Origin of the sequence: Duganella violaceipulchra (genome assembly GCF_019166075.1) — a bacterium.
Classification (GTDB): Bacteria; Pseudomonadota; Gammaproteobacteria; order Burkholderiales; family Burkholderiaceae_D; genus Rugamonas; species Rugamonas violaceipulchra.
The window spans coordinates 1-24223 of sequence record NZ_JAHTGR010000005.1 but is presented as its reverse complement, the minus strand read 5'-3'; the positions used below and the strand labels follow the sequence as shown (position 1 = coordinate 24223).

General features: G+C 62.7%; 24 protein-coding genes and 1 tRNA gene. 11 read left to right on the top strand and 14 right to left on the bottom strand.

Annotation, left to right across the window (positions count from 1 at the left end; all coding sequences use genetic code 11):
* Window positions 1-198: 198 nt before the first annotated feature.
* The 5 genes from KVP70_RS10965 to KVP70_RS10945 form a co-directional block, all read right to left on the bottom strand.
* Entirely contained in the window at window positions 199-384 is a 186-nt protein-coding gene (locus KVP70_RS10965; RefSeq protein WP_217942206.1) for a hypothetical protein, read from the bottom strand.
* The gene (locus KVP70_RS10960; RefSeq protein WP_217942205.1) at window positions 381-905 is read right to left on the bottom strand and encodes an ATPase; all 525 of its coding nucleotides are present in this window, start codon (window positions 903-905) and stop codon (window positions 381-383) included. Before KVP70_RS10960 ends, KVP70_RS10965 begins: the two co-directional genes overlap by 4 nt.
* A 118-nt stretch (window positions 906-1023) precedes the next feature.
* Window positions 1024-1099 (bottom strand) — tRNA-Phe (locus KVP70_RS10955).
* Between the two features lie 49 nt (window positions 1100-1148).
* On the bottom strand, window positions 1149-2522 hold the full coding sequence (locus KVP70_RS10950) for a sensor histidine kinase (protein ID WP_217942204.1): 1374 nt from the start codon (window positions 2520-2522) through the stop codon (window positions 1149-1151).
* Window positions 2519-3172 carry a response regulator transcription factor gene (locus KVP70_RS10945; RefSeq protein ID WP_217942203.1) on the bottom strand — a complete coding sequence of 218 codons (654 nt, stop codon included), beginning with the start codon at window positions 3170-3172 and terminating at the stop codon, window positions 2519-2521. The genes KVP70_RS10950 and KVP70_RS10945 overlap by 4 nt, the downstream gene beginning before the upstream one ends.
* A 107-nt stretch (window positions 3173-3279) precedes the next feature.
* On the opposite strand from KVP70_RS10945, the gene KVP70_RS10940 reads away from it, so the two are divergent.
* The 8 genes from KVP70_RS10940 (at window position 3280) to KVP70_RS10905 (ending at window position 13054) form a co-directional block, all read left to right on the top strand.
* A complete protein-coding gene (locus KVP70_RS10940; RefSeq protein ID WP_229224742.1) occupies window positions 3280-4524 on the top strand; it encodes an outer membrane protein assembly factor BamB family protein in 1245 nt (414 codons plus the stop codon).
* 46 nt (window positions 4525-4570) lie between these two features.
* Entirely contained in the window at window positions 4571-5788 is a 1218-nt protein-coding gene (locus KVP70_RS10935) for a UbiH/UbiF family hydroxylase (protein ID WP_217942201.1), read from the top strand.
* A 40-nt stretch (window positions 5789-5828) separates the two neighbouring features.
* On the top strand, window positions 5829-6554 hold the full coding sequence (locus KVP70_RS10930; RefSeq protein WP_217942200.1) for a DsbC family protein: 726 nt from the start codon (window positions 5829-5831) through the stop codon (window positions 6552-6554).
* 38 nt (window positions 6555-6592) lie between these two features.
* A complete protein-coding gene (locus tag KVP70_RS10925) occupies window positions 6593-7051 on the top strand; it encodes a (2Fe-2S)-binding protein (protein WP_217942199.1) in 459 nt (152 codons plus the stop codon).
* An 11-nt stretch (window positions 7052-7062) separates the two neighbouring features.
* Window positions 7063-9282 carry a xanthine dehydrogenase family protein molybdopterin-binding subunit gene (locus tag KVP70_RS10920; RefSeq protein ID WP_217942198.1) on the top strand — a complete coding sequence of 740 codons (2220 nt, stop codon included), beginning with the start codon at window positions 7063-7065 and terminating at the stop codon, window positions 9280-9282.
* Between the two features lie 5 nt (window positions 9283-9287).
* On the top strand, window positions 9288-9854 hold the full coding sequence (locus tag KVP70_RS10915) for a nucleotidyltransferase family protein (RefSeq protein WP_217942197.1): 567 nt from the start codon (window positions 9288-9290) through the stop codon (window positions 9852-9854).
* Between the two features lie 13 nt (window positions 9855-9867).
* Complete coding sequence (locus KVP70_RS10910) at window positions 9868-11688, top strand: M61 family metallopeptidase (protein WP_217942196.1); 1821 nt, start codon at window positions 9868-9870, stop codon at window positions 11686-11688.
* A gap of 214 nt (window positions 11689-11902) precedes the next feature.
* Entirely contained in the window at window positions 11903-13054 is a 1152-nt protein-coding gene (locus KVP70_RS10905) for a GGDEF domain-containing protein (RefSeq protein WP_217942195.1), read from the top strand.
* Here KVP70_RS10905 and trpC read toward each other — a convergent pair.
* From trpC to rpe, 7 genes are all read right to left on the bottom strand, one after another.
* Window positions 13051-13851, bottom strand: coding sequence for an indole-3-glycerol phosphate synthase TrpC (gene trpC, locus KVP70_RS10900; protein WP_217942194.1), 801 nt, complete (start codon window positions 13849-13851; stop codon window positions 13051-13053). The two genes, KVP70_RS10905 and trpC, sit on opposite strands and share 4 nt — an antisense overlap.
* A gap of 7 nt (window positions 13852-13858) precedes the next feature.
* Window positions 13859-14524: a LysE family translocator gene (locus KVP70_RS10895; protein WP_217942193.1), complete on the bottom strand. Its 666-nt coding sequence runs from the start codon at window positions 14522-14524 to the stop codon at window positions 13859-13861.
* 11 nt (window positions 14525-14535) lie between these two features.
* On the bottom strand, window positions 14536-15573 hold the full coding sequence (gene trpD / locus KVP70_RS10890; RefSeq protein ID WP_217942192.1) for an anthranilate phosphoribosyltransferase: 1038 nt from the start codon (window positions 15571-15573) through the stop codon (window positions 14536-14538).
* Between the two features lie 69 nt (window positions 15574-15642).
* A complete protein-coding gene (locus KVP70_RS10885) occupies window positions 15643-16206 on the bottom strand; it encodes an anthranilate synthase component II (RefSeq protein ID WP_217942191.1) in 564 nt (187 codons plus the stop codon).
* Between the two features lies 1 nt (window position 16207).
* Window positions 16208-17704: an anthranilate synthase component I gene (gene trpE / locus KVP70_RS10880; protein ID WP_217942190.1), complete on the bottom strand. Its 1497-nt coding sequence runs from the start codon at window positions 17702-17704 to the stop codon at window positions 16208-16210.
* 213 nt (window positions 17705-17917) lie between these two features.
* Window positions 17918-18601 carry a phosphoglycolate phosphatase gene (locus KVP70_RS10875; RefSeq protein ID WP_217942189.1) on the bottom strand — a complete coding sequence of 228 codons (684 nt, stop codon included), beginning with the start codon at window positions 18599-18601 and terminating at the stop codon, window positions 17918-17920.
* 2 nt (window positions 18602-18603) lie between these two features.
* Complete coding sequence (gene rpe / locus KVP70_RS10870) at window positions 18604-19269, bottom strand: ribulose-phosphate 3-epimerase (protein WP_020704684.1); 666 nt, start codon at window positions 19267-19269, stop codon at window positions 18604-18606.
* 191 nt (window positions 19270-19460) lie between these two features.
* On the opposite strand from rpe, the gene apaG reads away from it, so the two are divergent.
* Together apaG and mltA are read left to right on the top strand one after the other, a co-directional pair.
* Window positions 19461-19835, top strand: coding sequence for a Co2+/Mg2+ efflux facilitator ApaG/CorD (apaG, locus tag KVP70_RS10865; protein ID WP_217942188.1), 375 nt, complete (start codon window positions 19461-19463; stop codon window positions 19833-19835).
* A gap of 142 nt (window positions 19836-19977) precedes the next feature.
* A complete protein-coding gene (gene mltA, locus KVP70_RS10860) occupies window positions 19978-21189 on the top strand; it encodes a murein transglycosylase A (RefSeq protein WP_217942187.1) in 1212 nt (403 codons plus the stop codon).
* Between the two features lie 8 nt (window positions 21190-21197).
* Here mltA and KVP70_RS10855 read toward each other — a convergent pair whose 3' ends face one another.
* Together KVP70_RS10855 and KVP70_RS10850 are read right to left on the bottom strand one after the other, a co-directional pair.
* Entirely contained in the window at window positions 21198-21635 is a 438-nt protein-coding gene (locus tag KVP70_RS10855) for a universal stress protein (protein WP_217942186.1), read from the bottom strand.
* Window positions 21636-21698: 63 nt separating this feature from the next.
* Complete coding sequence (locus KVP70_RS10850) at window positions 21699-22940, bottom strand: MFS transporter (protein ID WP_255575811.1); 1242 nt, start codon at window positions 22938-22940, stop codon at window positions 21699-21701.
* Between the two features lie 151 nt (window positions 22941-23091).
* On the opposite strand from KVP70_RS10850, the gene KVP70_RS10845 reads away from it, so the two are divergent.
* Window positions 23092-23868: an enoyl-CoA hydratase gene (locus tag KVP70_RS10845; protein WP_217942185.1), complete on the top strand. Its 777-nt coding sequence runs from the start codon at window positions 23092-23094 to the stop codon at window positions 23866-23868.
* Window positions 23869-24223 lie beyond the last annotated feature (355 nt).

The following is a 24223-nucleotide window of genomic DNA, read 5'->3' as shown; positions in this document are numbered from 1 at the left end:
CAATGGGGCGGACGGACGATTGGAAAATTTGGTCGGTCGCAGGCTGGGGAAAGGTGGACCGGAAATAGACCGGACATGAGGACTTCTTGCTCCGGAAACAAAAACGCCGATCTGCATGGAGCGGCGTTTCTTGAGGTATGTTCTTGGTGGCCCGGGGCGGAATCGAACCACCGACACAAGGATTTTCAAAAATCGCGCCTATTTGGGCGTCACGGTGCCCTGCGGGTTTGGGGCGACGAGTTCAACGATGCCATCATGACTGACGACGATGGCAGTTCCGGTGGTTTGTGCCAGAACATGCGCGCGTTGCGCCGCCCGTTGCATGGCAACCTGCGACAAGCGCAAATCACGGTCCTTAGCGTATTCAATGGATTGTTTGTTCATGGTCGTTCGCTCCAATCGATGAGAGCCGGCACGGAACCGGCATTGTCATATAGCGCCCAGGCATCTACGATGGACGCATAAAATTTTTCAAAATTTGCTTTGCCCGCTGCAAAGCGGCGGCGAATCACATCTTCGGGAATGTGGTGGCCGCCTTGTTTGACTCTTTGTGCTACCCGGGCAATGGCTTCTTCGGCACTAGCTAACTGCAGGAAAATGAGTTTGACGCGATAGCCGGCTTTTTGCCATTCGCGGATTTGGCGCAGATACCCGCGACCTGACAGAGTCGTTTCAAAAGCGAAGTTGCTGCGCGCGGCGAAGTGTCGGTTTAACTCCTGCAACATCAGGCGTCCAGCTTGAAGTGACGCTGTTTCCGGTGAAAACGGGGCAATCCCGGCTGCGATCAGGTCGGCATTGACGAACACTGGGCACGCCGCTTCTCCCGGCAAGAATTCGCGTGCGAACGTGGTTTTTCCCGCGCCGTTCGGGCCGGCGATGATGATGACGCGTGGCGCTTCTTCCATCTTCAAGACTCCGTCTTTTGCCGCATCGGCACTTAGAACGATACCGGAAATTGACCGGACATGACGATTTTACGCACACGAACGAAAACGCCACCCGGAGGTGGCGTTTTCTTATTCTTGGTGGCCCGGGGCGGAATCGAACCACCGACACAAGGATTTTCAATCCTCTGCTCTACCAACTGAGCTACCAGGCCAAGGAGCAGAATTATAGCAGGCTTGAGCGGAATTGCAAGGGCGTATTTTTCAGGCCGGATTTTTGCTGGCGAACGTCACGCTCACCGTCAGGCCGTTGCCTGCGCCGCCGTCCTCCAGCGCGATGCGCGCGCCGTTGCGGGCCGCCGCGCGCTCGGCGATCGCCAGTCCCAGGCCGCTGCCGGGCTGCTCCTGGCCGGGAATCCGGTAGAAGCGTTCGAACACCTTGCCGCGCAGTTCGGGCGCGATGCCTGGCCCCTGGTCGGCGATCGCCAGCCGCGCCACGCCGTCCACGGACGCCAGCGTGACCGCGATCCGGCCGCCGTCGGGCGAATACTTGACGGCGTTGTCGATCACGTTGTCCAGCATGGCGACCAGGCTTTCCCGGTGCAGCGGCAGGACGCAGGGCGCCTCGGCATCCAGTTCGATCTCCACGCCGCGCTGCATCGCCAGCGGCGCCGCGTGCGCCAGGCGCTCGCGCAGCAGGTGGAGCAGGTCGATTGGGCGATCATCGCCGTCGGCGGCGTCGCTGCGGGCGCGTTCCAGCGCAAGCAACTGGTGCACCGTGTGCGTGGCGCGGTCCACACCCAGGCGCAAGCCGCGGTCCGCATCCAGCAAGCGGTCGGCGTCGTGGCGATGATTGAGCAGCAGATGGGCGTTGGCGCGGATGACGGACAGCGGCGTTTTCAAGGCGTGCGCCGCGTCGGACAGGAACTCGCGGTCGCGCTCCACGCGTTCCGTCAGGCGGTGCATCAAGCCGTTGACGGAGGCGGCCAGCGGCGCCAGTTCGCGATAGCCGGACGGCGGCAGCGGTTGCAGGTCGCTGCCGGACCGCCGTTCGATCTCCGCCACCATCACCTGCACCGGCCGCAGGCCGCGCCGCACGATGAGCCACGCGGGCAGCGCCAGCAAGGGTAGGCTGTAGAGTAGCGGCGTCAGATAGTAGGCCGCTCCGGAACTGGTCAGCAGCCAGTTCGTGTCGTGCATGGCGTCGCGCCGGACCACGACGCCGCTCGCCGCATCGGTGGCGGTGGCGCTCGACCAGTCCGCGCCCAGCGAGGGATCGTGCGGCGCCGGCAGTGCATGCGCGCCCGGCAGCTCGCCGCCGGAACGGTAGACGCGCTGCCCGTGCAGCCACACTTGCAGCATCACGGGCTTGGGCCAGTAGTTCACTTCGCGCAGCATGTCGGCGCGCAGCGCTTCCACCTGCGCGGCGACACGCGCCACTTCGGCCGGGTCGTGCGCCACCGAGCGCAGGTTCAGCAGGATCTGGCGCGTCCAGCCCCGGTTCTCGGCCGCCGTGTGGCGCGCCTGCAGCACTGTGTTCTCGTAGATCGCCATGGCCACGACGGCCAGCCAGACCAGGATCACCACAGCGAGGAAGCCGCCCAGCAGGCGGCGGAACAACGAGCGTTGCGCCGTCATGGCGCGATCATGTAGCCGACGCCGCGCACCGTGCGCACGCGGTGCTCGCCGATCTTCTTGCGCAGGTTGGACATGTGCACGTCCAGCGTCACGCTTTCGCTGCCGGCCAGCGCGCGGTCTTCCAGTTCGCCTCGGGTCAGAACGCGGTCGGCGTCCTGCATCAGCGCCAGCAGCAGGTTGAATTCGGTGCGCGACAACGCCAGCGGACGCCCGTCGCAGTTGACGGCCTGGCGCCGCTCGTCGAGCGACAAGCCGGCGCGCGTCCACAGGCCCTGGCCGGCCGCCTCGGGACGTGAGCGGCGCAGCACCGCGCGCAAGCGCGCCAGCAGTTCCGCCATGTCGAAAGGTTTGACGAGGTAGTCGTCGGCGCCGTCGGCAAAGCCGGACAGGCGGTCGCCCAGGCTGTCGCGCGCCGTGATCAGCACCACCGGGATCTGCCGGCCGGCGGCGCGCAGCCGGCGCATCAGCGCCATGCCGTCGCCGTCCGGCAGGTTCAGGTCCAGCACCACGGCGGCGTATGCGCCGGTGTCCAGCTGGCGCTGGGCGTCGGCCGCCAGCCGCACCCACGTGGCGGCGTAGCCGTCGTCATGCAATACCGCCCGCAATGCGCGGCCCAGTTCCAGGTCATCTTCCACGAGCAGGATATTCATGCCGAAAGTATAACAGCGGCAGCCTTGCCGCGGCCTATAGAAAGCCTGAAGCCTGGGCCGGCGCCGCGCCGCTACAATCGCCGCTGGCCTACCTGGAGGTACGATTGATGCGATTCCTGATGTCGATGTTTGCCCTGATGGCCGCGCTGCATGCGTCGGCAGCCGACCTGTCGTCGCTGCGCCTGCTGGCGACGATAGCCCTGCACGCGCAAACGGTGTCGAGCCCCGTTGTCGCGCAGGGACTCCTGTACATCGGCGCCGAGGATGGCAACCTGTATGCGTTCGACGTGGCGAGCCGCAAGCTGGCGTGGCTGCACCATGCCGGCGCGGGCATCGCGTCGACGCCGGCGGTGGATGACGGCATGGTCTACTTCCTGGCCCGCGATGGCCGGCTGCATGCGCTCGATGCGCGGACCGGCGTGCAGCGCTGGAGCTTCTCCACCCAGGGCGAGGCGCGCTTTGCCGCCTACGGCCTGTATGGCATGACGAAGGGCGCCGCGCCGTCGCCCGATCCGTGGGACTTCTGGCTGTCGTCGCCGCTGGTGCACGAGGGCAGGGTGTACATCGGCAGCAGCGACGAGCGGCTGTACGCGCTCGACGCCAGGACGGGCGCCGTCGTATGGGCCTTCAAAAGCGGCGGCATGATCCACGCGCGTCCCGCCATCGCCGGCAAGGCGATCGTGTTCGGCAGCTGGGACGGCGCGGTCTACGCGCTGGACGTCGCCACCGGCGGCCAGTTGTGGCGCTACCAGACCGAGACCGAGCAAAAGACCAGCACCCTGTTCGGCGTCCAGGCGCCGCCGCTGGTCGATGGCGACACGGTCTTCATCGGCTCGCGCGACGCCTGGTTCTACGCGCTGGAGCTTGCAAGCGGCAAGTTGAAATGGCGTTATCCCGGCCGCGGCTCATGGATCATCTCCGGCGCCGTGGTGGACGCCGAGCGGGTGTACTTCGGTACCTCCGACACCAATCTGCTTGTCGCGCTGGACAAGCGCACCGGCAAGCTGGCCTACGAACACGATACCAAGGTGTGGACCTACGCGACGCCGGTGCTGGCCGAGGGAGCCGTCATCGGCGCCACCATGCGCGGTGAACTGTTCGCGCTGGAGGCGGCCGGCGGCAAGCCGCAATGGTCGTGGCGCACGCCGGAAAGCAGGGCGGACGAATTCCGCCTGCTGGACGCCGCCACCGGCAAGTTCGACACCCGGCGCCTGTACGAAGGCGACCAGACGGTGATGACGTCGATCGAGCACGTGAAGCGGCTGGGGGCATTCATCGCCACGCCGCTGTGGCACGACGGTCAACTGATCGCCGCCACCGCCGACGGCCGGCTGCTGTTCTTCTCGAAGTAATTCCCGGCGAGCCGTGTCTTAGCCGTACAAACGCTATAATGTTTGGATGACTAATCCATCCTCCCCCGCCACGCCGCGCGTTATCGAGAGTGATATTTGTATCGTTGGCAATGGCGCTATTGCCAAGACCGCCGCGCTGGGCCTGGCCCAGGCCGGTTTTAGTGTAACCCTGCTCAGTCCACCGTCGCATCCGGCCGCCCCGACCGCCGATATCGGCTGGGATGCGCGGGTCTACGCGCTGAACCATACCGCCCACAATCTGCTGTCCTCCCTGAAGGTATGGCATGCGCTGGACCAGGCGCGCGTGGCGCCGGTGGACGCGATGATCGTCCACGGCGACGGCGCCAACGCCGGCGGCCTGGCCTTCGACGCCTACGGCGCCCACACCGGCGCGCTGGCCTGGATCATGGAAGACCGCAACCTGGGGCAGGCGCTGGATGCCGCCCTCAAGTTCGCGCAGAACGTGCGCTTTGTCGAAGGCCGCGCCACCGGCTTGCTGCGCGCCGACGACAGCGCCACCGTGCACCTGGACGACGGCACCTGCATCAAGGCCGAACTGGTGGTCGGCGCCGACGGCGCCCAGTCCTGGGTGCGCGGCCAGTGCGACATCGGCCTCGATTACCGCAGCTACAACCAGCGCGCCGTGGTCTCCAACTTCGCCTGCGAGAAGCCGCACCACGGCGCCGCCTGCCAATGGTTCACCGGCGTCGAAGGCATCGTCGCGCTGCTGCCGCTGCCGGGCAACCAGGTGTCGCTGGTGTGGTCGGCGCCGGAAGCGCTGGCCGACACGCTGCGCGCCGAATCGGCGCAGCAGATCGCCGACCGCCTGGCCGTCTACGCCGCCGACCGTCTGGGCGCGCTGACGCCTTTGCAACCGGAGCTGGTGCGCGACTTCCCACTGCGTTTGCTGCGCCCACACGCCATGAGCGCGCCGCGCGTGGCGCTGGTGGGCGACGCCGCCCACGTGGTGCATCCGCTGGCCGGCCATGGCATGAACCTTGGCTTCGCCGACGTCGCGCAACTGATCAAAACCCTGAGCGAGCGCGAAGCACAGCGCAGCATTGGCGACACCCGCGTGCTGGCCCGCTATGAGCGCGCCCGCAAGGAAGACGTGCTGCTGATGCAGCTCACCACCGACGGCCTGGCGCGCCTGTTCGGGGCGGATATGGAGCCGCTGCGCGTGGTTCGCAATTTGGGATTAAACTTGCTGGATAAATTACCGGTGCTGAAGCGCCGCCTGATCTCCCACGCAATGGGAAAGTAGACCGGCGCCTGTCGGTTCGTCTGTAGTCATTGGAGATGTTATGAGAATGAGTAAGACCGTTTTGCTGTTGTTGTCGGCGCTGATGGCGTCCTGCGTGGGCGCGGAAACCCCGTCCACGGATGCGATCAAGAAGCTGGTCGAGCCGCGCCTGGGATCGAACGTCAAAGTCGATTCGATCAAGGAAACGCCCTACGGCGGCCTGTATGAAATCCGCGTCGGCAACGACATTCTCTACACCGACAAGACCGGCACCTATCTGTTCTCCGGCCACGTGTTCAACCTGACCACCAGCACCGACCTGACCAAGGAACGCCTGGAAGAGATCAACAAGATCAAGTTCTCCGATCTGCCGCTGGACAAAGCCATCAAGACCGTCAAGGGCGACGGCAAGCGCGTGATCGCGGTGTTCGAAGATCCGAACTGCGGCTACTGCAAGCGCTTCCGCCAGACCACGCTCAAGGAAACCGACAACATCACGGTCTACACCTTCATGTACAACATCCTGGCCGATGATTCGTTCACCAAATCGAAGAACATCTGGTGCTCGCCGGACCGCAGCAAGGCCTGGGAAGACTGGATGGTCAACAACAAGGCGGCCCCTGTCGCTGCCGAGAAGTGCGAATCGCCGAACGAGCAGGTGCTGGAGCTGGGCCACAAGCTGAACATCTCGGGGACCCCGGCCATCTTCTTCGCCGACGGCACCCGCGTGCCAGGTGCGATCGACACCAAGGCGCTTGAAGAGAAGCTCGCCAAGATCAAGCAGTAAGTCTTACCAAACCAGCGCATCGTCCACAGGAGAACTGAATGATTACATTGAATATCAACGGTAAAGACATGCAGGTAGACGCCGATCCGTCGACGCCGATACTGTGGGCCTTGCGCGACAACCTGAATATGACCGGCACCAAATTCGGCTGCGGCGCGGCGCTGTGCGGCGCCTGCACCGTGCACCTGGGCGGCCAGCCTGTCCGCTCGTGCGTGACGCCGATTTCGGCCGCCGCCGGCCAGAAGATCACCACCATCGAGGCGATGGAATCCGATAAAGTCGGCAAGGCCGTGCAGGAGGCGTGGGTCAAGCTGGACGTGCCCCAATGCGGCTACTGCCAGAGTGGCCAGATCATGAGCGCGACCGCTCTGCTGCGCACCAACAAAGCCCCATCCGACGCCGATATCGACAACGCCATGAGTGGCAACATCTGTCGATGCGGGACCTACCAGCGCATCCGCGCAGCCATCAAAGACGCAGCCAAAACCATCGCCTAAAGGAGAATGTCATGCGGATCGAATGGCTCAATCAGGAATCGATGGCGGGTGTGGAAACTTCCGGCGGCGTGTCGCGCCGCAGCTTCATGAAGGCCGGCGCGGTCGCGGGCGGCGGTTTGGTGCTGGGCTTCTTCATGCCCGGCGCGGGACGCTTCGCCAATGCGCAGCAGCCGCCGGCCAAGGTGTATGAACCGAACGCTTTCCTGCATATCGCGCCGGACAACAGCGTGACGGTGCAGGTCAACCGGCTGGAGTTCGGCCAGGGCGTGCAGACTTCGCTGCCGATGCTGATCGCGGAAGAGCTGGACGCGGACTGGTCGAAGGTGAACGGCGCGCTGGCGCCGGCCGGCGACCAATACAAGGACCCGGCGTTCGGCATCCAGATCACCGGCGGCTCGGGCAGTATCGCCCACTCCTACACCCAGTACCGCGAGATCGGCGCCAAAGCGCGCGCGATGCTGATTGGTGCCGCGGCCCAGGAGTGGAAGGTGGCGCCGGACCAGATCAAGACGTCGAAGGGCACGCTGATCGGTCCTGCCGGCCAGAAGGCCACCTACGGCGCCATGGCCGATGCGGCGATGAAGCAGCCGGTGCCTGCCACCGTGAAGCTGAAGGACCCCAAGGACTTCAACTTCATCGGCAAGCCGACCAAACGCCTGGACGCGAAACTCAAGTCGACCGGCAAGCAGGTCTTCGGCATAGACTACAAGGCGCCGCACAGCAAGGTCGCCGTGGTGGCGCGGCCGCCGGTGTTCGGCGCCAAGGTCGCCAAGTTCGACGCCTCGAAAGCCAAGGCGATCAAGGGCGTGATCGAAGTGCTGGAAGTGAAGACGGATCGCGGCGGCAGCGGCGTGGTGGTGGTGGCCGACGGCTACTGGCCCGCCAAGATGGGCCGCGATGCGCTGGTCATCGATTGGGACACCAGCGGCGTCGAAAAGGTCAGCAGCGACAAGCAGCTGGCCGAGTACAAGGCGTTGGCGCAGAAGCCCGGCCTGCCGGTGCACAAAGCCGATACCTCCAAGCTGGCCGGCGCTGCGAAGAAAATCTCCGCCGTGTATGAATTCCCTTACCTGGCGCACGCGCCGATGGAGCCGCTGAACTGCGTGGTCGATCTGCGCCCGGACGGCTGCACCGTGTGGGCCGGCTCCCAGTTCCAGACGATGGACCAGGGCGCCATCGCCGCCACCGCCGGCCTGAAGCCGGAGCAGGTGGTGCTGAACACGATGATGGCCGGCGGCGGTTTCGGCCGCCGCGCCGTGCCGACTTCCGACTACCTGGTCGAAGCGGTCAACATCGCCAAGGTGTGGCAGGCCACCGGCAAGAAGGACCCGGTCAAGGTGATCTGGAGCCGCGAGGATGACATCAAGGGCGGCTACTATCGTCCTTCACATGTGCATCGCGCCGATATCGGCATCGACGACAAGGGCGATATCGTGGCTTGGGACCACGTCATTGTCGGCCAGTCCATCATTGCCGGCACGGCGTTCGAGCCGATGATGATCAAGGATGGCATCGACGTGACCATGGTCGAAGGCATGGGCGAACCGTATGAAGTGCCGCTGAACCTGAGCGCCCACTCCGTCAAGGCCAATGTGCCGGTGTTGTGGTGGCGCTCGGTCGGCTCCACCCACACGGCCTTCGTGATGGAGACGCTGATCGACGAAGCCGCCCACGCGGCCAAGATGGATCCAGTCGCCTATCGCAAGAAGCTGCTGGGCGAGAAGGGCAAGCGCCACATGGCCGCGCTGGACCTGGCGGTCGCCAAGTCCGGCTACGGCAAGAAGGCTTTACCTAAAGGCCAGGCTTGGGGCGTGGCGGTGCACCAGTCGTTCAACACCGTGATTGCGTATGTGGTGGTGGCGTCCGTGAAGAACGGCACGCCCAAGCTGCACAAGGTCACGGCGGGTGTGCATTGCAACCAGGCGGTCAATCCGTTGACGATCGAAGCGCAGATCCAGGGCGCGGCCTTGATGGGCCTCGGCATGACCTTGCCGGGCGCCGCGATCACGCTCAAGGACGGCGTGGTGGATCAGCAGAACTTCAGCGACTACACGGTGGCGCGGATGACGGACATGCCGGTCATCGACGTCCACATCGTGCCGTCGAACGATCCGCCGACCGGCATGGGCGAACCGGGCCTGCCGCCGCTGGCGCCGGCGTTCGCCAACGCGCTGTTCAAATTGACCGGCAAACGTCTGCGCAAGCTGCCGTTCGACCTGGCCAGCGCCTGAGCTGAATGGCACTGGTAGGGATATTGCTGGCAGCCGGGCGGGGGAAGCGGTTCGACCCGTCCGGCGTACAAAACAAATTGCTACAACCGTTGAAGGACGGCGACGCCGTGGTCGTCGCCAGTGCTAAAAACATGCTGGCCGTGCTGCCGCGCGTGGTGGCCGTGGTCCGCTCCGGCGACGACCAGGTGGCGGCGCTGCTGGGCAAGCTGGGATGTGAAGTGCGCGTCTGCGCGGATGCCGATCTGGGCATCGCCGCCTCGCTGACCATGGCGGTCGACTACACCAAGGGCGCGGAAGGCTGGTTGATAGGCTTGGGCGACATGCCCCATGTGCAGCCGGAGACCATGCGCGCGCTGGCCGCGACGATCGAACGGGGCGCGCGCATCGCGGCGCCCGTCTTTGAGGGGCGACGCGGCAATCCGGTCGCCTTCAGCAGTTATCATTTGCCGCTGCTGCTGGCGCTGGAAGGCGACCAGGGCGCGCGCGACATATTAAAAAGCCATGCGGTGAGCGAGCTGACAGTCGACGATGTCGGCGTGGTGCGCGATATCGATACGCCGGCCGATTTGTAAAACAAGGATAGAGATGAAGAAAACGAACAAGAACAATCCGGCGATCGCCTACAGCATCGTCGGCCATGACCTGGCCGCCCACCTGTTCCACGTCACGCTGACGGTGGACGCGCCGGCCGAAGGCGGCCAGGTGTTCGCGCTGCCGGCCTGGATACCGGGCAGCTATATGATCCGCGAGTTCTCGCGCAACATCGTGCGCATCCGCGCCGAGTCGGACGGCCAGCCGGTGGCGCTGGCCAAGCTGGATAAGCACTCGTGGCAGGCCGCCCCGCTGAAGGACCATGCGGCCTCGCTGACGGTGCATTACGAAGTCTATGCCTGGGACATGTCGGTGCGTGCCGCGCATCTGGACCAGAACCACGCCTTCTACAACGGCACCAGCGTGTTCCTGCGCGTGCTGGGGCAGGAAGACCAGCCGCACGTGGTGGACATCCAGCGGCCGGACGATGACGCGGCCAAGACCTGGCGCGTGGCGACGTCGCTGCCGGAGCTGAAGGCGAAACGTTATGGTTTTGGCACGTACATCGCATCCAACTACGACGAGTTGATCGACCACCCGGTGGAGCAGGGCGACTTCGCGCTGGCCACGTTCAAGGCGCACGGCATCCCGCACGACATCGTCATCAGCGGCCGGGTGCCCAACCTGGACCTGCCACGCCTGAGCGCCGACCTGAAAAAGATCTGCGAAACCCAGATCGCCTTCTTTGAACCAAAGGCCAAAAAGGCGCCGATGGACCGCTATGTGTTCATGACGCTGGCCGTCGGCGACGGTTACGGCGGCCTCGAACACCGCGCCTCGACGGCGCTGATCTGCGCCCGCGCCGACTTGCCGAGCACGGCTGCGGCCAGCAAAGATATCAGCGACGGTTATCTGCAATACCTCGGCCTGTGCAGCCATGAATATTTCCACACGTGGAATGTGAAGCGCATCAAGCCCGCCGCATTCGCGCCATATAACCTGCAAGTCGAGAATTATTCGCCTTTGCTTTGGCTGTTTGAAGGCTTCACCAGTTATTACGATGATTTGATGCTGGTGCGTGCCGGCGTTATCGCCGAACCGGCTTATTTCAAATTGCTGGGTAAAACCATTGCCAGCGTATTGCGCGGCAGCGGCCGCACCAAGCAAAGCGTGGCCGATTCCAGTTTCGACGCCTGGGGTAAATATTACCGCCAGGATGAAAATGCGCCGAATTCGATTATCAGCTATTACACCAAGGGTTCCTTGATCGCGCTGGCTTTGGATTTGAGCATACGCGCTAAAACCGGCGGCAAGAAATCGCTGGATGATGTGATGCGCGCATTATGGCAACGTTATGGTCGCGACTTTTATCAGGGCGGCGGACGCGGAGTTACTCCGGCCGAAGTGGAGGCATTATTCGATGAAATCAGCGGCGGCCGGTTCAAGCCATTCTTCGATAAATATATCCACGGAACCGAAGATTTGCCGCTGGCTAAAATGCTGGCGCCATTCGGCGTCAAATATAGCGACGAGCGTAAATCGGCCAAGCCTAGCCTGGACGTGAATCTCGGAAAAGATGGAAACGACTGCAAACTATCCAGCGTGCATGAGAGTGGCGCTGCGCACCAGGCTGGATTATCGGCCGGCGATATATTGATGGCGGTTGATGGATTGCGTGTCACCGGCGCCAATCTGGAAACGCTGCTTTCCCGCTACGGCGTCGGCTCGGAAATAGAGATACACGCATTCCGTCGCGACGAACTGATGACATTCACCGCGACATTACAGGGCGACCGGGTTCCCGGTATTAGCCTGTCGCTGGACCCGGCCGGCAAGAAGTCCGCAGGCCCCTTGCGGCCCAGCGCGGCACGTTAATTCCTGAGTCCGGGGCGAGTCCCCGGATTTTTTTGCCCTATTCATGCCAGATTTTGGCACGTACTAACCAGATTCCAGCGTGTACTGGAGCTCTGCGGTGTTGTCGGCGGTTTAATTTTACGCGGTGGTCTTGTTCTGGTTTAGAATTTGCCTGAGTTTTTGCCAGAGGATAGACCCGCAAGTGATACTGCTTGATCCCACCACGATTATCCTGATGTCGACGCTGATGGCCGGCGCGATGAGTGTCGTCCTCTATTCCGCCCATTTGAGCTTCCCCACGGAGATTAAAGGGCTGAATTATTGGGCGGCGGGATTGATAACGTTGGCGTGCGGCGCAGGATTATTCAGCCTCAGATATAGCCCGCTAGGCGAAACCTTTGCCCTGCTCAGCGCCAATTCCGCTCTGATCTGGGGCGTGGGCTTTGGGATGATCGGTACGCAGATATTTTATGGCCGGGCGCCGTCATGGTGGTTATTCCATTCGGTTTGGGCGCTGGCGATGGCGGGTGTTGGATATTGGTTGATTATCCAGCCGCATTTCGCCGCCCGTGTTGCCGTATTCTCTTTCCTGATCTCCGCTTTTTATATAAACCAGATGGTAATGGTGTGGCGTTATGGCGACCGCCATTTCTCCACCAGGTTCTTTGGTATATTGCTGCTGTTGCAGGCGCTGGTAGTATTAACGCGCGGCTTGCTGGCGGTATTATATGGTGGCGCCCAGGTTAATTTGTTGAGCATGGGACCATTCCAGAGTCTTTATCTGGCGGCCGGTCATTTCATGGTCCTGTTGTTGGCGGTCAGCTTTAAAGCGGTTGCAACCCGCCGCTTGCAAGGAATACTGGAACGCCGATCCACGCTCGATCCATTGACCCAGGTATTAAATCGTCGCGGTTTCGCCGATATTTATGCCAAAGAGCATGCGTTAATGCGGCGTGAATCCACCGCCATGACCATGCTCAGCATCGATCTGGATTATTTTAAGAGAATTAACGACTGCCACGGCCACGCCACCGGCGACCGGGTTTTAATCGACGTGGCGGCAGTAATCGGTAAAGCGCTGCGGGTTTCCGATCACGTGGCGCGATTCGGCGGGGAAGAATTTATTGTTTTGCTTCCAGTTACCGGACTGGACCGTGCGCACCATATCGCGGAGCGCATCCTGAGCGCGGTGCGCGAACCCGGCCGGCCGGGATTGCCGGCTTACACCGTCAGCATAGGCATTGCCTGCCAGACAAGTATCAACGAGGATCTGGACGCCATCCTGATGCGGGCGGACGAGGCGCTGTATCGCGCCAAGGAACGTGGACGCGACCGTATCGAGATCGCGTCCGGGCCGGTGCCGCCTTTGCAGGTGATACAGGCTTAGTTGAACAGGCGCGCCAGTTCGGCGCCGGGATCGGTCGCGCGCATGAAGGCTTCGCCGACCAGGAAGGCATGCACATTGGCCTCGCGCATGCGTTTGACATCGTCCGGCACCATGATGCCGGATTCGGTGATGACCAGTTTTTCTTCCGGAATGCGATCCAGCAGGGCCAGCGTGTTCTCCAACGAGACCTCGAAAGTGCGCAAATTGCGGTTATTGATGCCCAATAGCGCGGTTTTCAGACGCAACGCAGCCGTCAGTTCGTCGCCGTCGTGGGTTTCCACCAGCACGCCCATGCCCAGTTCGTGGGCGCAGGCTTCCATTTCCACCATCAGGCCGTGATCCAGCGCCGAGACGATCAGCAGGATCGCATCGGCGCCCATCGCGCGCGCTTCGTAGATCTGGTACATGTCGATCATGAAATCTTTACGCAGCACCGGCAGCGTGCAGGCGGCGCGCGCCTGCTGCAAATACGCCACCGAACCCTGGAAGAACTGCTCGTCCGTCAGCACCGACAGGCACGCGGAGCCGTTGGCTTCATAGCTGGCGGCGATGTCGGCCGGGCGAAAGTCGGCGCGCAGCACGCCTTTCGACGGCGAGGCCTTTTTCACTTCGGTGATCACACCGGCGTGGCCGGCGGCGATCTTTTCTCGCAGGCTGGCTTCGAAGCCGCGCAGGCCGGCGCGCAGTTCGGTGTTGCTTTCCACGTCGGCGCGCAGGCTGGCCAGGTTGCGGTGTTTTTTTGCGGCGGCGACTTCGTCGGCTTTGACTGCGAGGATTTTGTTCAGGATGTCGGACATGATAAGCCTAAGATGAATGTTGTTCGGCCAGCGCCAGGCGCAGGCCGAGTGCCAGGAACAAGCCGCCCGTCACGCGGTTCAGCCACAGCGCCACCAGCGGCTTGACCTTCAGCCGCGCGCTGGCAAAGGCAGTGAAGACGGCCAGGCCGTTACACCACAACATACCGTTGAAATTGAAAATGCAGCCCAGGACGATGAAGGCCAGCGGCTTGCTGGTGGAATCGGCCGAGATAAACTGCGGCACGAACGCCAGGAAGAACAAGGCAACCTTCGGGTTCAGCACATTGGTCAGGAAGCCCTGGAAGAAGATTTTGCGATACGCCAGCGGCTGGGCCGCGGCGCGCGTGGCCGTTTCGGCGGCCGCCGCGTCATCGGCTTCGGCCCGCAGTTTCGCGCGCAGCATGCCGATGCCGACGTAGACGATGTAGGCCGCGCCGATCCACTTGACCGCCGTGAACGCGGTGGCGGACGTCGCCAACAACGCCGACAAGCCCAGCGCCGCGGCGAAGATGTGGATCATGGTGCCGGCGCCTATGCCCAGTGCGGCGGCCGAACCGGCGCGCCAGCCCTGGGTGGCGCTGCGCGTCATGATCAGCAGCGAATCGGGACCGGGCATGATATTGAGCAGCAGCCCGGAGATTACAAACAGCGTCAGATCGTGGATGCCGAACATGCTGGCCTCCTTTAGTTGGCTTTGCCGAGGTTTTGCGTGACCTCTACAAACTGCTGGACCTTGCGCATCGCATCGCCGGAGGTGATGGCCGCGCGCGCGCGCGTCAGGCCGTCTTCGATCGAGCTGGCCACGCCGGCCGCGTACAGCGCGGTGCCGGCGTTGAGCGCGACGATATCGTAGGCCGCGCCAGGCTCGCCGCGCAGCGCTTCCATCATCTTGGCTTTCGATTCGGTCGCATCGGCCACCTTCAGGTTGCGGCTGGCGATCATTTGCAGGCCGAAGTCTTCGGGATGGATTTCGTATTCGTGGATCTCGCCGTTCACCAGTTCGCCGACCAGGGTTGCCGCGCCCAGCGAGACTTCATCCATATTGTCGCGCCCGTAGACCACGATGGCGTGCTGCGCGCCCAGGCGTTGCAGCACGCGCACCTGGATACCCACCAGGTCGGCGTGGAACACGCCCATCAAAATATTCGGCGCGCCGGCCGGATTGGTCAGCGGTCCCAGGATGTTGAAGATGGTGCGCACGCCAAGCTCGCGGCGCACCGGCGCCGCATGCTTCATCGCCGCGTGATGGTTGGGCGCGAACATGAAGCCGATGCCGGTCTGCGCGATCGATTGCGCGATCTGCTCGGGCTTGAGGTTGATGTTGGCGCCCAGCGATTCGATCACGTCGGCGCTGCCGGACGACGACGACACGCTGCGGCCGCCATGCTTGGCCACGCGCGCGCCGGCGGCGGCGGCGACGAACATCGAAGCGGTGGAGATGTTGAAGGTATGCGCGCCGTCGCCGCCGGTGCCGACGATGTCGAGCAGGCCGGTGGTGTCGGCCATCGGCACCTTGGTGGAGAACTCGCGCATCACCTGCGCGGCGGCGGCGATTTCGCCGATGGTTTCTTTTTTCACGCGCAGGCCCATGGTCAGGGCGGCGATCATGGTCGGCGACATTTCGCCGGACATGATCTGGCGGAACAGGTGCAGCATCTCGTCGTGGAAGATTTCGCGGTGTTCGATGCAGCGCAGCAGTGCTTCTTGATGGGTGATAGGCATGGCAATTCCTTCTTCAATTTGGACGCGGATCGCAGCTAAAGCAGGCGCGCGCAGGGCGCACCGGTGTCCTTAGCGGACCAGGAAGTTCTTCAACAGTGCGTGACCGTGCTCCGACAGGATGGACTCGGGGTGGAACTGCACGCCCTCGATGTCGTATTCCTTGTGGCGCACGCCCATGATTTCACCGTCGTCCGTCCATGCCGTCACTTCGAGGCAGGACGGCAGCGAGCTGCGCTCGATGGCCAACGAGTGATAACGGATCACTGTGAAGGGGGAGGGCAGACCCTTGAAGACGCCCACTCCCGTATGCGCGATGAGAGAAGTTTTGCCATGCATGACCTGCTTGGCGCGTATGACCTTGCCGCCGAACGCTTCGCCGATGGCCTGGTGGCCAAGGCACACGCCCAGTATCGGCTTCTTGCCGGCGAAGTGCTTGAGCACCGCGATCGAGATACCGGCTTGCGACGGATCTTTCGGACCCGGCGATATGCAGATGTGGTCCGGGTTCAGTGCTTCGATTTCCGCAATCGTGATTTCGTCGTTGCGGAACACGCGTACATCCTCACCCAGTTCGCCGAAGTACTGCACGATGTTGTAGGTGAAGGAGTCGTAGTTGTCGATCATTAGCAGCATCTCAGAACTCCCCATCCAGGCCATCTTGCACTTGTTCGGCGGCGCGCAGCACGGCGCGCGCCTTGTTTTCAGTCTCCTGCCATTCCATCTCGGGTATCGAGTCGGCGACGATGCCGGCGGCGGCCTGCACGTACAGCATGCCGTCCTTGATCACGCCGGTGCGGATCGCGATCGCCACGTCCATTTCGCCGCCGAAGGACAGGTAGCCGCAGGCGCCGCCGTAGATGCCGCGCTTGGAAATTTCCAGTTCGTCGATCACTTCCATCGCGCGCACTTTCGGCGCGCCGGTCAGCGTGCCGGCCGGGAAGGTGGCGCGCAGCACGTCCAGGTTGGACAGGCCGGATTTCAGCTTGCCCTCGACGTTGGAGACGATGTGCTGCACATGCGAGTATTTTTCGATGACCAGGCGGTCGGTGACCTTGACGCTGCCGATCTCGGAGATGCGGCCCAGGTCATTGCGCGCCAGGTCGATCAGCATCACGTGTTCGGCGATCTCTTTCGGATCGGCCAGCAGTTCCTTGGCCAGTTCGGCGTCGCGCTCCGGCGTCGCGCCGCGCGGACGGGTGCCGGCGATAGGGCGCAGCGTGACTTTCTTCTCGCCGTCCGGCAGCGTCTCGTTGCGGACCAAAATCTCCGGCGATGCGCCGACGATCTGCATGTCGCCGAAATTGTAGAAGTACATATACGGCGACGGGTTCAGCGAACGCAGCGCGCGGTACAGCGTCAGCGGCGAATCGACGTAGGGCTTGCGCAGGCGCTGGCCGATCTGCACCTGCATCAAGTCGCCGGCCATCACGTATTCGTGGGCCTTGGCGACGGCCTTCAGGTATTCCTCTTTCGGGAAGTCGCGCGTGATGTCGGTGCGGACCGAGGCGCTGGTCACTGGCGCGTCGACGCCGCGGCGCAGCATCATGCGCAGGTCTTTCAGGCGCTGGCGCGCTTTGGAATACGATTCCGGCTGCGTGGTGTCGGCGTAGACGATCAGATACAGCTTGCCAGACAGGTTGTCGATCACGGCCAGTTCTTCGGTCACCATCAGCTGGATGTCGGGCAGGCCCAGGTCATCCTTCGGCTGGGTGTTGGCCAGCGTTTTTTCGATGTGGCGCACGGTGTCGTAGCCGAAGTAGCCGGCCAGGCCGCCGCAGAAGCGCGGCATGCCGGGACGCAGCGCGACCTTGAAGCGCTTCTGGTAAGCCTCGATGAATTCGAGCGGGTTGCCTTCGTGGGTCTCGATCACGGCGCCGTTCTTGACGATCTCGGTGCGCGTGCCGAAGTTGCGCAGCACGGTCGTCGCCGGCAGGCCGATGAAGGAGAAGCGGCCGAAACGTTCGCCGCCGACCACCGATTCAAGCAGGAAGGTGTTCTTGCCGGCGTTCTGGGTCTGCGCCAGTTTCAGGTACAGCGTGAGCGGGGTTTCGAGATCGGCAAAGGCTTCAGCGATCAGTGGAACGCGGTTGTAGCCGTCGGTGGCCAACGATTTGAATTCGAATTCGGTCATGTCTTCTCTCCATGCCGCCAAGGCTGTAGGTGTGGGTTTGGCGGTGGTTTGTCAAAAAACCTGTCGGGTGCGCGTGCACAAACGACAGCAATCAGTTTGGCTGAGTTTGCCAGGATTGCCAGCGTCGCCAAAGCCAGGCCTCAATCGAGCCGGTTTGGGTGACATTGTGTTTTTTGGTGAAAGACATTTCGGTCAGAGTGGTTCAGCTAATGGTTAATTATGCGAACGGATCAAATTTGCGGCGTCGAGCAGCGTGGCTACTATACCATCGGAATCGGTTTTGTGTATAGCCTCTCCGTGATTGTAACCGTAAGGCACAGTCAGCACCGGGCAGCCCGCAGCCCGCGCGGCTTGCGCGTCGTTCGAGGAGTCGCCGATGGCCACCACCTGGGCCGGCGCCAGGCCGAAATCGGCGCACACCGTTTGCAGCGGCAGCGGATCGGGCTTCTTGCGCGGCAGCGAATCGCCGCCGTAGACCACCTCGAAGAAACCGTCCAGGCCTTTGAGCTTGAGCAGCGGCGTGGTGAAGGATTGTGGCTTGTTGGTTACACAGGCCAGGCGCAGGCCCTGCGCCTTCATCGCTGTCAGGCCTTCGATCACGCCCGGATACAGGGTGCTGTGGTTGCCGTTGATGCTCAGGTAGTGGCGCTGGTAGGCGTCCATCGCGGTCTCGAAATGCGCTTCCACGCGGGCCGCGTCCCAGTCCAGCCCCAGCACGGAGCGGATCAGGTTTTCGGAGCCCTTGCCGACCATCAGCGCGATCTGGTCTTGCGAGATCGGCTGCAGGTCCAGCTCCGCGCGCATGCCGTTGAGGGCCACGTGGAAGTCGGGTATCGTGTCCAGCATGGTGCCGTCGAGATCGATGATTGCGGCGCGCGCGCCTGCCAGCACGCTCATCTTTACACCGTCGCCAGCTGGGCGCGCATGGCGTCGATGACGGCCTTGTAGTCCGGCTTGCCGAAGATGGCGGAGCCGGCCACGAAGGTGTCCGCGCCTGCCGCAGCGGCGGCGGCGATGTTGTCGATCTTGATGCCGCCGTCCACTTCCAGCAGGATGTCGCGGCCCGATTCGTTGATCAAACGGCGCGCTTCGGCGATCTTCTTCAGCGCCTGCGGGATGAAGGACTGGCCGCCGAAGCCCGGGTTGACGGACATGATCAGGATCATGTCGATCTTGTCCATCACGTGTTCCAGGTAGCTCAGCGGGGTGCCCGGGTTGAACACCAGGCCGGCCTTGCAGCCATGGTCGCGGATCAGTTGCAGCGAGCGGTCGATGTGGTCCGACGCTTCCGGGTGGAAGGTGATGATGTTGGCGCCAGCCTTGGCGAAGTCCGGGATGATGCGGTCGACCGGCTTGACCATCAGGTGCACGTCGATCGGCACTTGCACGTGCGGGCGGATCGCTTCGCATACCAGCGGGCCGATGGTCAGGTTGGGAACGTAATGGTTGTCCATCACGTCAAAGTGAATGATGTCCGCGCCGGCGGTGACGACGTTGCGGACCTCTTCACCCAGGCGGGCGAAATCGGCGGACAGGATGCTGGGAGCGATGCGGAAAGTGGTCATGGCGTTGGGCAGGCAAGAAAAAGATGCGCTATTTTACGCTGCCCGGCGCGACTGTACCGGTTTTGCGGTGGTTTTCAGCCGCGCCGTCCTTGCATGTGGGGCGGATTTGCGGTGCAATGAGGGTCTGACGATATACAATCGCCAATTTTGCATAGAGCGATTACGCTTTTACCAAGCTTTAAGGAATCTCGATGGCCACTTACGAATTTACTGTGTCGGTCAGAACTCAGTACCTGCCGGATCAGTCGGACCCGGAACGCACCAACTTTGTGTTTACCTATTCAATCACGATCAAGAACACCGGCACGGTGGCGGCGCAGCTGATCTCGCGCCACTGGGTCATCACCGACGCCAACAATCATGTGGAAGAAGTGCGCGGACTGGGCGTGGTCGGCCACCAGCCGCTGCTGCAGCCCGGCGAGCATTTCGAGTACACCAGCGGCACGGCGCTGCAAACCCAGCAGGGCTCGATGTTCGGCGAGTACTTCTGCGTGGCCGAGGACGGCCACCAGTTCGAAACCAAGATCCCGGAGTTCGTGCTGTCGCTGCCGCGCACGCTGCACTGATTACTCTTGTTCGTTTTCCTTGGCCGGCGGGGGCAGCTTTTTAGCCTTGCCCTTGCCTTGGTACATGGTCCACCAGACGATGAACACCAACAGGAAAAACGCCACGCATGCTTCTATCATCAAAACCCACATAGCCATCCTTATGTTATTAACACGCCGTAGTCTACTCGTTCCGCTGACCGTCGTCGCGGTTTCGCTGGCCGCCTGTACCACCACGCCGTTGCCACCCGATAAGACGCCGGCGCCGACCGTGACGCCGCCGGCGCCGGTCGTGCCGGCGGTGCCGACACCGGTTCCGCCCAAGCCGGCCGCGCTGCAAATGGTGCCGACCACCTTCGCCTCGCTGCCGGGCTGGGACAAGGACGATGTGCGCGCGGCCTGGCCGGCGTTCATGTCCTCGTGCTCGGTGCTGGTCAAGCAGCCGAACTGGAAGGAGTCGTGCAGCATCGCGCGCACCGTCAACGGTAGCGACGAGCAGGCGATCCGCACCTTCTTCGAAGCGTTCATGGAGCCGAACCAGGTGATCGCGCCGGACGGCGCCACCGACGGCCTGATTACCGGCTACTACGAACCGCTGCTGCGCGGCGCGCGCAAAAAGGGCGGTCCATATCAGACGCCACTGTATAAGGTGCCGGACGACATGCTGACCATCGACCTGGCCAGCGTCTACCCGGAGCTGAAGGGCATGCGCCTGCGCGGCAAGCTGGTTGGCAAGAAGGTGGTGCCGTATGCGACCCGCGCCGATATCGAGAAGGCCGATTTCGGCGGCAAGGAGCTGCTGTGGGTGGACGATCCGGTGGAGTCCTTCTTCCTGCAGGTGCAGGGCTCGGGCCGCGTGCAGCTGACCGACAGCCAGGAAACCGTGCGCGTGGCGTATGCGGACCAGAACGGCCATCCGTATAAATCAATCGGCAAATACCTGGTGGAGAAGGGCGAGCTGACGCTGGAGCAGGCCTCGGCGCAGGGCATCAAGGCGTGGATCGCGGGCCACCCTACGCGCATGCAGGAGCTGTTCAATGTGAACCCGAGCTATGTGTTCTTCAAGGAAGAGCGGCTGCCGGACCCTAAAGTCGGGCCCAAGGGCGCGCTGGGCGTGCCGTTGACGCCGTCGCGTTCGGTGGCGGTCGATGCGTCGCAGCTGCCGCTGGGCGCGCCGGTGTTCCTTTCGACCACGATGCCGAACAGCGATATCCCCTTGCAGCGCCTAGTCATGGCGCAGGACACCGGGGGCGCGATCCGTGGCGCGATCCGTGTCGACTACTTTTTCGGCTTTGGCACGGAGGCGTCGGAGAACGCCGGTCGCATGAAGCAGCGCGGCAACGTCTGGGTGCTGCTGCCGAAGCAGCCGCTTTGATGTAGCACCTAGCGCAACACCATCACGGGCAGCGTGGTATGGGCGAGCACCTTCTGTGTCTCGCTGCCCAAGAACAGCCGGTTCAGGCCGCGCCGTCCATGCGACGCCATCATGATGATGTCGCATTCAAACTTCTTCGCCGCCTCCACGATCTCCTCGTAGGGGCTGGGCGACATCGTGATCACCCCCTCGAATGGAATCCCGGCGGCATGCGCGGCGGCGGCGGCCTTGTCGATATGGTGGCGCGCCGCGTTCTGCATCTGCGTGGCGAACTGGCCGGAATCGATCACCGCGCCGCTGTCGCCCATGGAGGAAAATGGCAGCGGTGTGATGATGGTGATGGCGACGATGCGGGCGTGATTGAGTTGGGCAAACTGGACCGCCATGGCGGTCGCTTTGTCCGACAACTCCGAACCGTCGGTGGGCAGCAGGATGGACTTGAACATGGCGCACTCCAAAGATGGGACACTGAATCCAGCCTAATGGCTTAGCCGGATCGGCGGCGCACGTTAGGACGCGGCCGGCGCCGTTTGATGCTGGGCGTTGCGCATCGCCGAGGACAGCGCCATCGCCACCGACAGCGCGACGCCGCCCACGGCGACGCAGGCCATGCCGGTGCGGATGCTGAAGTGTTCGCCAATATAACCGGCCGTCAGCGCGCCGAGCGGCGCCGTCGCCACGGTCAGGAAGCGCATGGTCGACACCATGCGTCCCAGGTAGGCATCGGGCGTGACCTTTTGGCGCATCGTCATATAAGGCATAAAGAACAGCATCACGCCGCAATCGAGGAATAGCGACAGGCCGCCGCACGCCACCGCGCTGGCCGTCGGGCTGCCGAACAGGTTGGCCGGGATCATGGGCATGGCGGCGAAGGCGAACGCGGTCAGGCCCAGGCCGATCTGCATGGTGACGCCGGCGCCGAAGCGGGCGTTCAGCGGTTTCAGTAGCAAGGAACTCATCAGCACACCGATACCGCCAACCATTTGCGCCATGCCCAGCATGCCGGCGGTCATGCCCAGCTCCCTGGTGCTGAACAGCACGCAGAGCGCGGCGTAGCCATAGAACAGCATATGCCACACGCCCGCGCCCCAGACCAGTGTGCGCAGCAGTGGCTGGCCCCAGATGAACAGCAGACCGTCGTGGATGTCGCGCAGCGGATGCTTGTTGGATGGCGCCGGCTTGGGATCGGTGGCATTCAGCTTGCGCAGCAGCAGGATCGAGATCACGAAGCCGATGGCGTTGACTAGCACTGCGAAGGGGGCGGTCAGCCACTGGATCAGGATGCCCGCGATACCGGGCGCGATCAGCCGCGCCGCCGAATCGGTGGCGGCGAATTTGGATTGCGCATCGGTCAGGCGGTCGCGCCCGATCAGATTGGTGAGGAAGATCTGCTCCGCGCCGCCTCCCACCACCGAGCAGGCGCCGGTAATAAAGGAGACCACATACATCCACTCGATGGACAGCAGTCCCAGCCAGTAGGCCAGGGGAATGCTGCCCAGCGTGGCGGCCATGACCGTCTTGCTGCCCAGGAGTACCGGCAGTTTGCGGTTACGGTCGAGGAAGACGCCGGCCGGCAGGGCCAGCAGCGCAAACGGAATCGCCGCGGACGCGCCAAGCATGCCCATCTGCGCCGGCGTCGCGTGCAGCAGCAGGACGGAACACAGCGGCAGGGCCAGCGCACTGATATAGCTGCCGAAGCCGTTGAGGATCGAGCTGGACCAGTAGCGCATGAATTCGCCGTTGCGCAGCAAGGCGTCGTGGTCCAGATTATTGCTCAGGCGGCGGCGTAAGGCGGTAAAAATAGGAGGCTCTTTAAAGCAGGTTGCTGTCTATCAATGATACCAGCGCGGGAGTTAGGCGCTACAATCCTCCAGGAATATTTCACTGTGAAGGAGACACCTTATGCAATATGAAGATCTGATCGTTGAAGTGCACGACAAAGTTGCCCTGATCCGCCTGAACCGTCCGAAGGCGCTGAATGCGCTGAACGACCGCATGATGAACGAGCTGGGCGATGCCTTATATAAGTTCGACGCCGACCCGGCCATCGGCTGCATCGTGCTGACCGGCAGTGAGAAAGCCTTCGCCGCCGGCGCCGACATCGCCGCCATGGCGGACTACACCTATGTGGATACTTATCGCGACAACTACATTACCCGCAACTGGGAGCACATTCTGCGTATCCGCAAGCCGGTGGTGGGCGCGGTGGCCGGCTATGTGCTGGGCGGCGGTTGCGAGCTGGCGATGATGTGCGATTTCCTGATCGCGGCCGATACCGCCAAGTTCGGCCAGCCGGAAATCAAGGTCGGCGTCACGCCGGGCGCGGGCGGCACGCAGCGTCTGCCGCGCACCATCGGCAAGGCCAAGGCGATGGACATGCTGCTGACCGCCCGCACCATCGACGCGGCGGAAGCGGAGCGCATCGGCCTGGTGTCGCGCGTCGTCCCTGCCGACAAGCTGATCGAAGAAGTGCTGACCGCTGCCAAGCAGATCGCATCGATGCCGACCTCGGTCGCGATGATGATCAAGGACTCCGTCAACCGCGCCTTCGAGACCACGCTGACGGAAGGTGTCAATTACGAACGCCGCCTGTTCCAGTCTGCCTTCGGCACGCCTGCACAGAAAGAAGGCATGCAAGCTTTCCTCGAAAAGCGCTTGCCAAACTTCGACGGCCTTTGATATAGTTCGCCTCCCCGCAAAACGGTGCATGCAAATGCAGAGCAGAGCGGGGAGCTGGAAAAAGTAGGGGGTTGACGAAACGATCTAAACGCTTCATACTCTTTTTTCTTCGCTGACGGACACAACGCTCCGCAGCAAGCAAGCAGTACCGAATAAGTTCTTTAAAAATTTACAGTCGATAAGTGTGGACGTTTGATGAAAGTGCGCACGTTGCTTAGGCAACGTGAAACTTAAAATATCAAATGTTCACAAGAAGTAATGAAATAGGCGCTACGCAAGTAGTGGCCTGTCAGTATTTTGAGTGAGCGACCCGTCAGCAATGACGGTGCTAGAAATAGCAAATAAACAGAGATTA

What these genes read in the sequence shown, in the direction of transcription:
- KVP70_RS10930 (WP_217942200.1), top strand. Translation starts at nt 5,829, where the DNA reads ATGAGAATGAGTAAGACCGTTTTGCTGTTGTTGTCGGCGCTGATGGCG.
- KVP70_RS10940 (WP_229224742.1), top strand. Translation starts at nt 3,280, where the DNA reads ATGCGATTCCTGATGTCGATGTTTGCCCTGATGGCCGCGCTGCATGCG.
- KVP70_RS10945 (WP_217942203.1), bottom strand. Translation starts at nt 3,172, where the DNA reads ATGAATATCCTGCTCGTGGAAGATGACCTGGAACTGGGCCGCGCATTG.
- KVP70_RS10875 (WP_217942189.1), bottom strand. Translation starts at nt 18,601, where the DNA reads ATGAGCGTGCTGGCAGGCGCGCGCGCCGCAATCATCGATCTCGACGGC.
- KVP70_RS10855 (WP_217942186.1), bottom strand. Translation starts at nt 21,635, where the DNA reads ATGTTCAAGTCCATCCTGCTGCCCACCGACGGTTCGGAGTTGTCGGAC.
- KVP70_RS10915 (WP_217942197.1), top strand. Translation starts at nt 9,288, where the DNA reads ATGGCACTGGTAGGGATATTGCTGGCAGCCGGGCGGGGGAAGCGGTTC.
- rpe (WP_020704684.1), bottom strand. Translation starts at nt 19,269, where the DNA reads ATGACCACTTTCCGCATCGCTCCCAGCATCCTGTCCGCCGATTTCGCC.
- KVP70_RS10935 (WP_217942201.1), top strand. Translation starts at nt 4,571, where the DNA reads ATGACTAATCCATCCTCCCCCGCCACGCCGCGCGTTATCGAGAGTGAT.
- trpC (WP_217942194.1), bottom strand. Translation starts at nt 13,851, where the DNA reads ATGTCCGACATCCTGAACAAAATCCTCGCAGTCAAAGCCGACGAAGTC.
- KVP70_RS10920 (WP_217942198.1), top strand. Translation starts at nt 7,063, where the DNA reads ATGCGGATCGAATGGCTCAATCAGGAATCGATGGCGGGTGTGGAAACT.
- trpD (WP_217942192.1), bottom strand. Translation starts at nt 15,573, where the DNA reads ATGCCTATCACCCATCAAGAAGCACTGCTGCGCTGCATCGAACACCGC.
- trpE (WP_217942190.1), bottom strand. Translation starts at nt 17,704, where the DNA reads ATGACCGAATTCGAATTCAAATCGTTGGCCACCGACGGCTACAACCGC.
- KVP70_RS10895 (WP_217942193.1), bottom strand. Translation starts at nt 14,524, where the DNA reads ATGTTCGGCATCCACGATCTGACGCTGTTTGTAATCTCCGGGCTGCTG.
- KVP70_RS10885 (WP_217942191.1), bottom strand. Translation starts at nt 16,206, where the DNA reads ATGCTGCTAATGATCGACAACTACGACTCCTTCACCTACAACATCGTG.
- mltA (WP_217942187.1), top strand. Translation starts at nt 19,978, where the DNA reads ATGTTATTAACACGCCGTAGTCTACTCGTTCCGCTGACCGTCGTCGCG.
- KVP70_RS10845 (WP_217942185.1), top strand. Translation starts at nt 23,092, where the DNA reads ATGCAATATGAAGATCTGATCGTTGAAGTGCACGACAAAGTTGCCCTG.
- apaG (WP_217942188.1), top strand. Translation starts at nt 19,461, where the DNA reads ATGGCCACTTACGAATTTACTGTGTCGGTCAGAACTCAGTACCTGCCG.
- KVP70_RS10965 (WP_217942206.1), bottom strand. Translation starts at nt 384, where the DNA reads ATGAACAAACAATCCATTGAATACGCTAAGGACCGTGATTTGCGCTTG.
- KVP70_RS10960 (WP_217942205.1), bottom strand. Translation starts at nt 905, where the DNA reads ATGGAAGAAGCGCCACGCGTCATCATCATCGCCGGCCCGAACGGCGCG.
- KVP70_RS10950 (WP_217942204.1), bottom strand. Translation starts at nt 2,522, where the DNA reads ATGACGGCGCAACGCTCGTTGTTCCGCCGCCTGCTGGGCGGCTTCCTC.
- KVP70_RS10910 (WP_217942196.1), top strand. Translation starts at nt 9,868, where the DNA reads ATGAAGAAAACGAACAAGAACAATCCGGCGATCGCCTACAGCATCGTC.
- KVP70_RS10905 (WP_217942195.1), top strand. Translation starts at nt 11,903, where the DNA reads ATGTCGACGCTGATGGCCGGCGCGATGAGTGTCGTCCTCTATTCCGCC.
- KVP70_RS10925 (WP_217942199.1), top strand. Translation starts at nt 6,593, where the DNA reads ATGATTACATTGAATATCAACGGTAAAGACATGCAGGTAGACGCCGAT.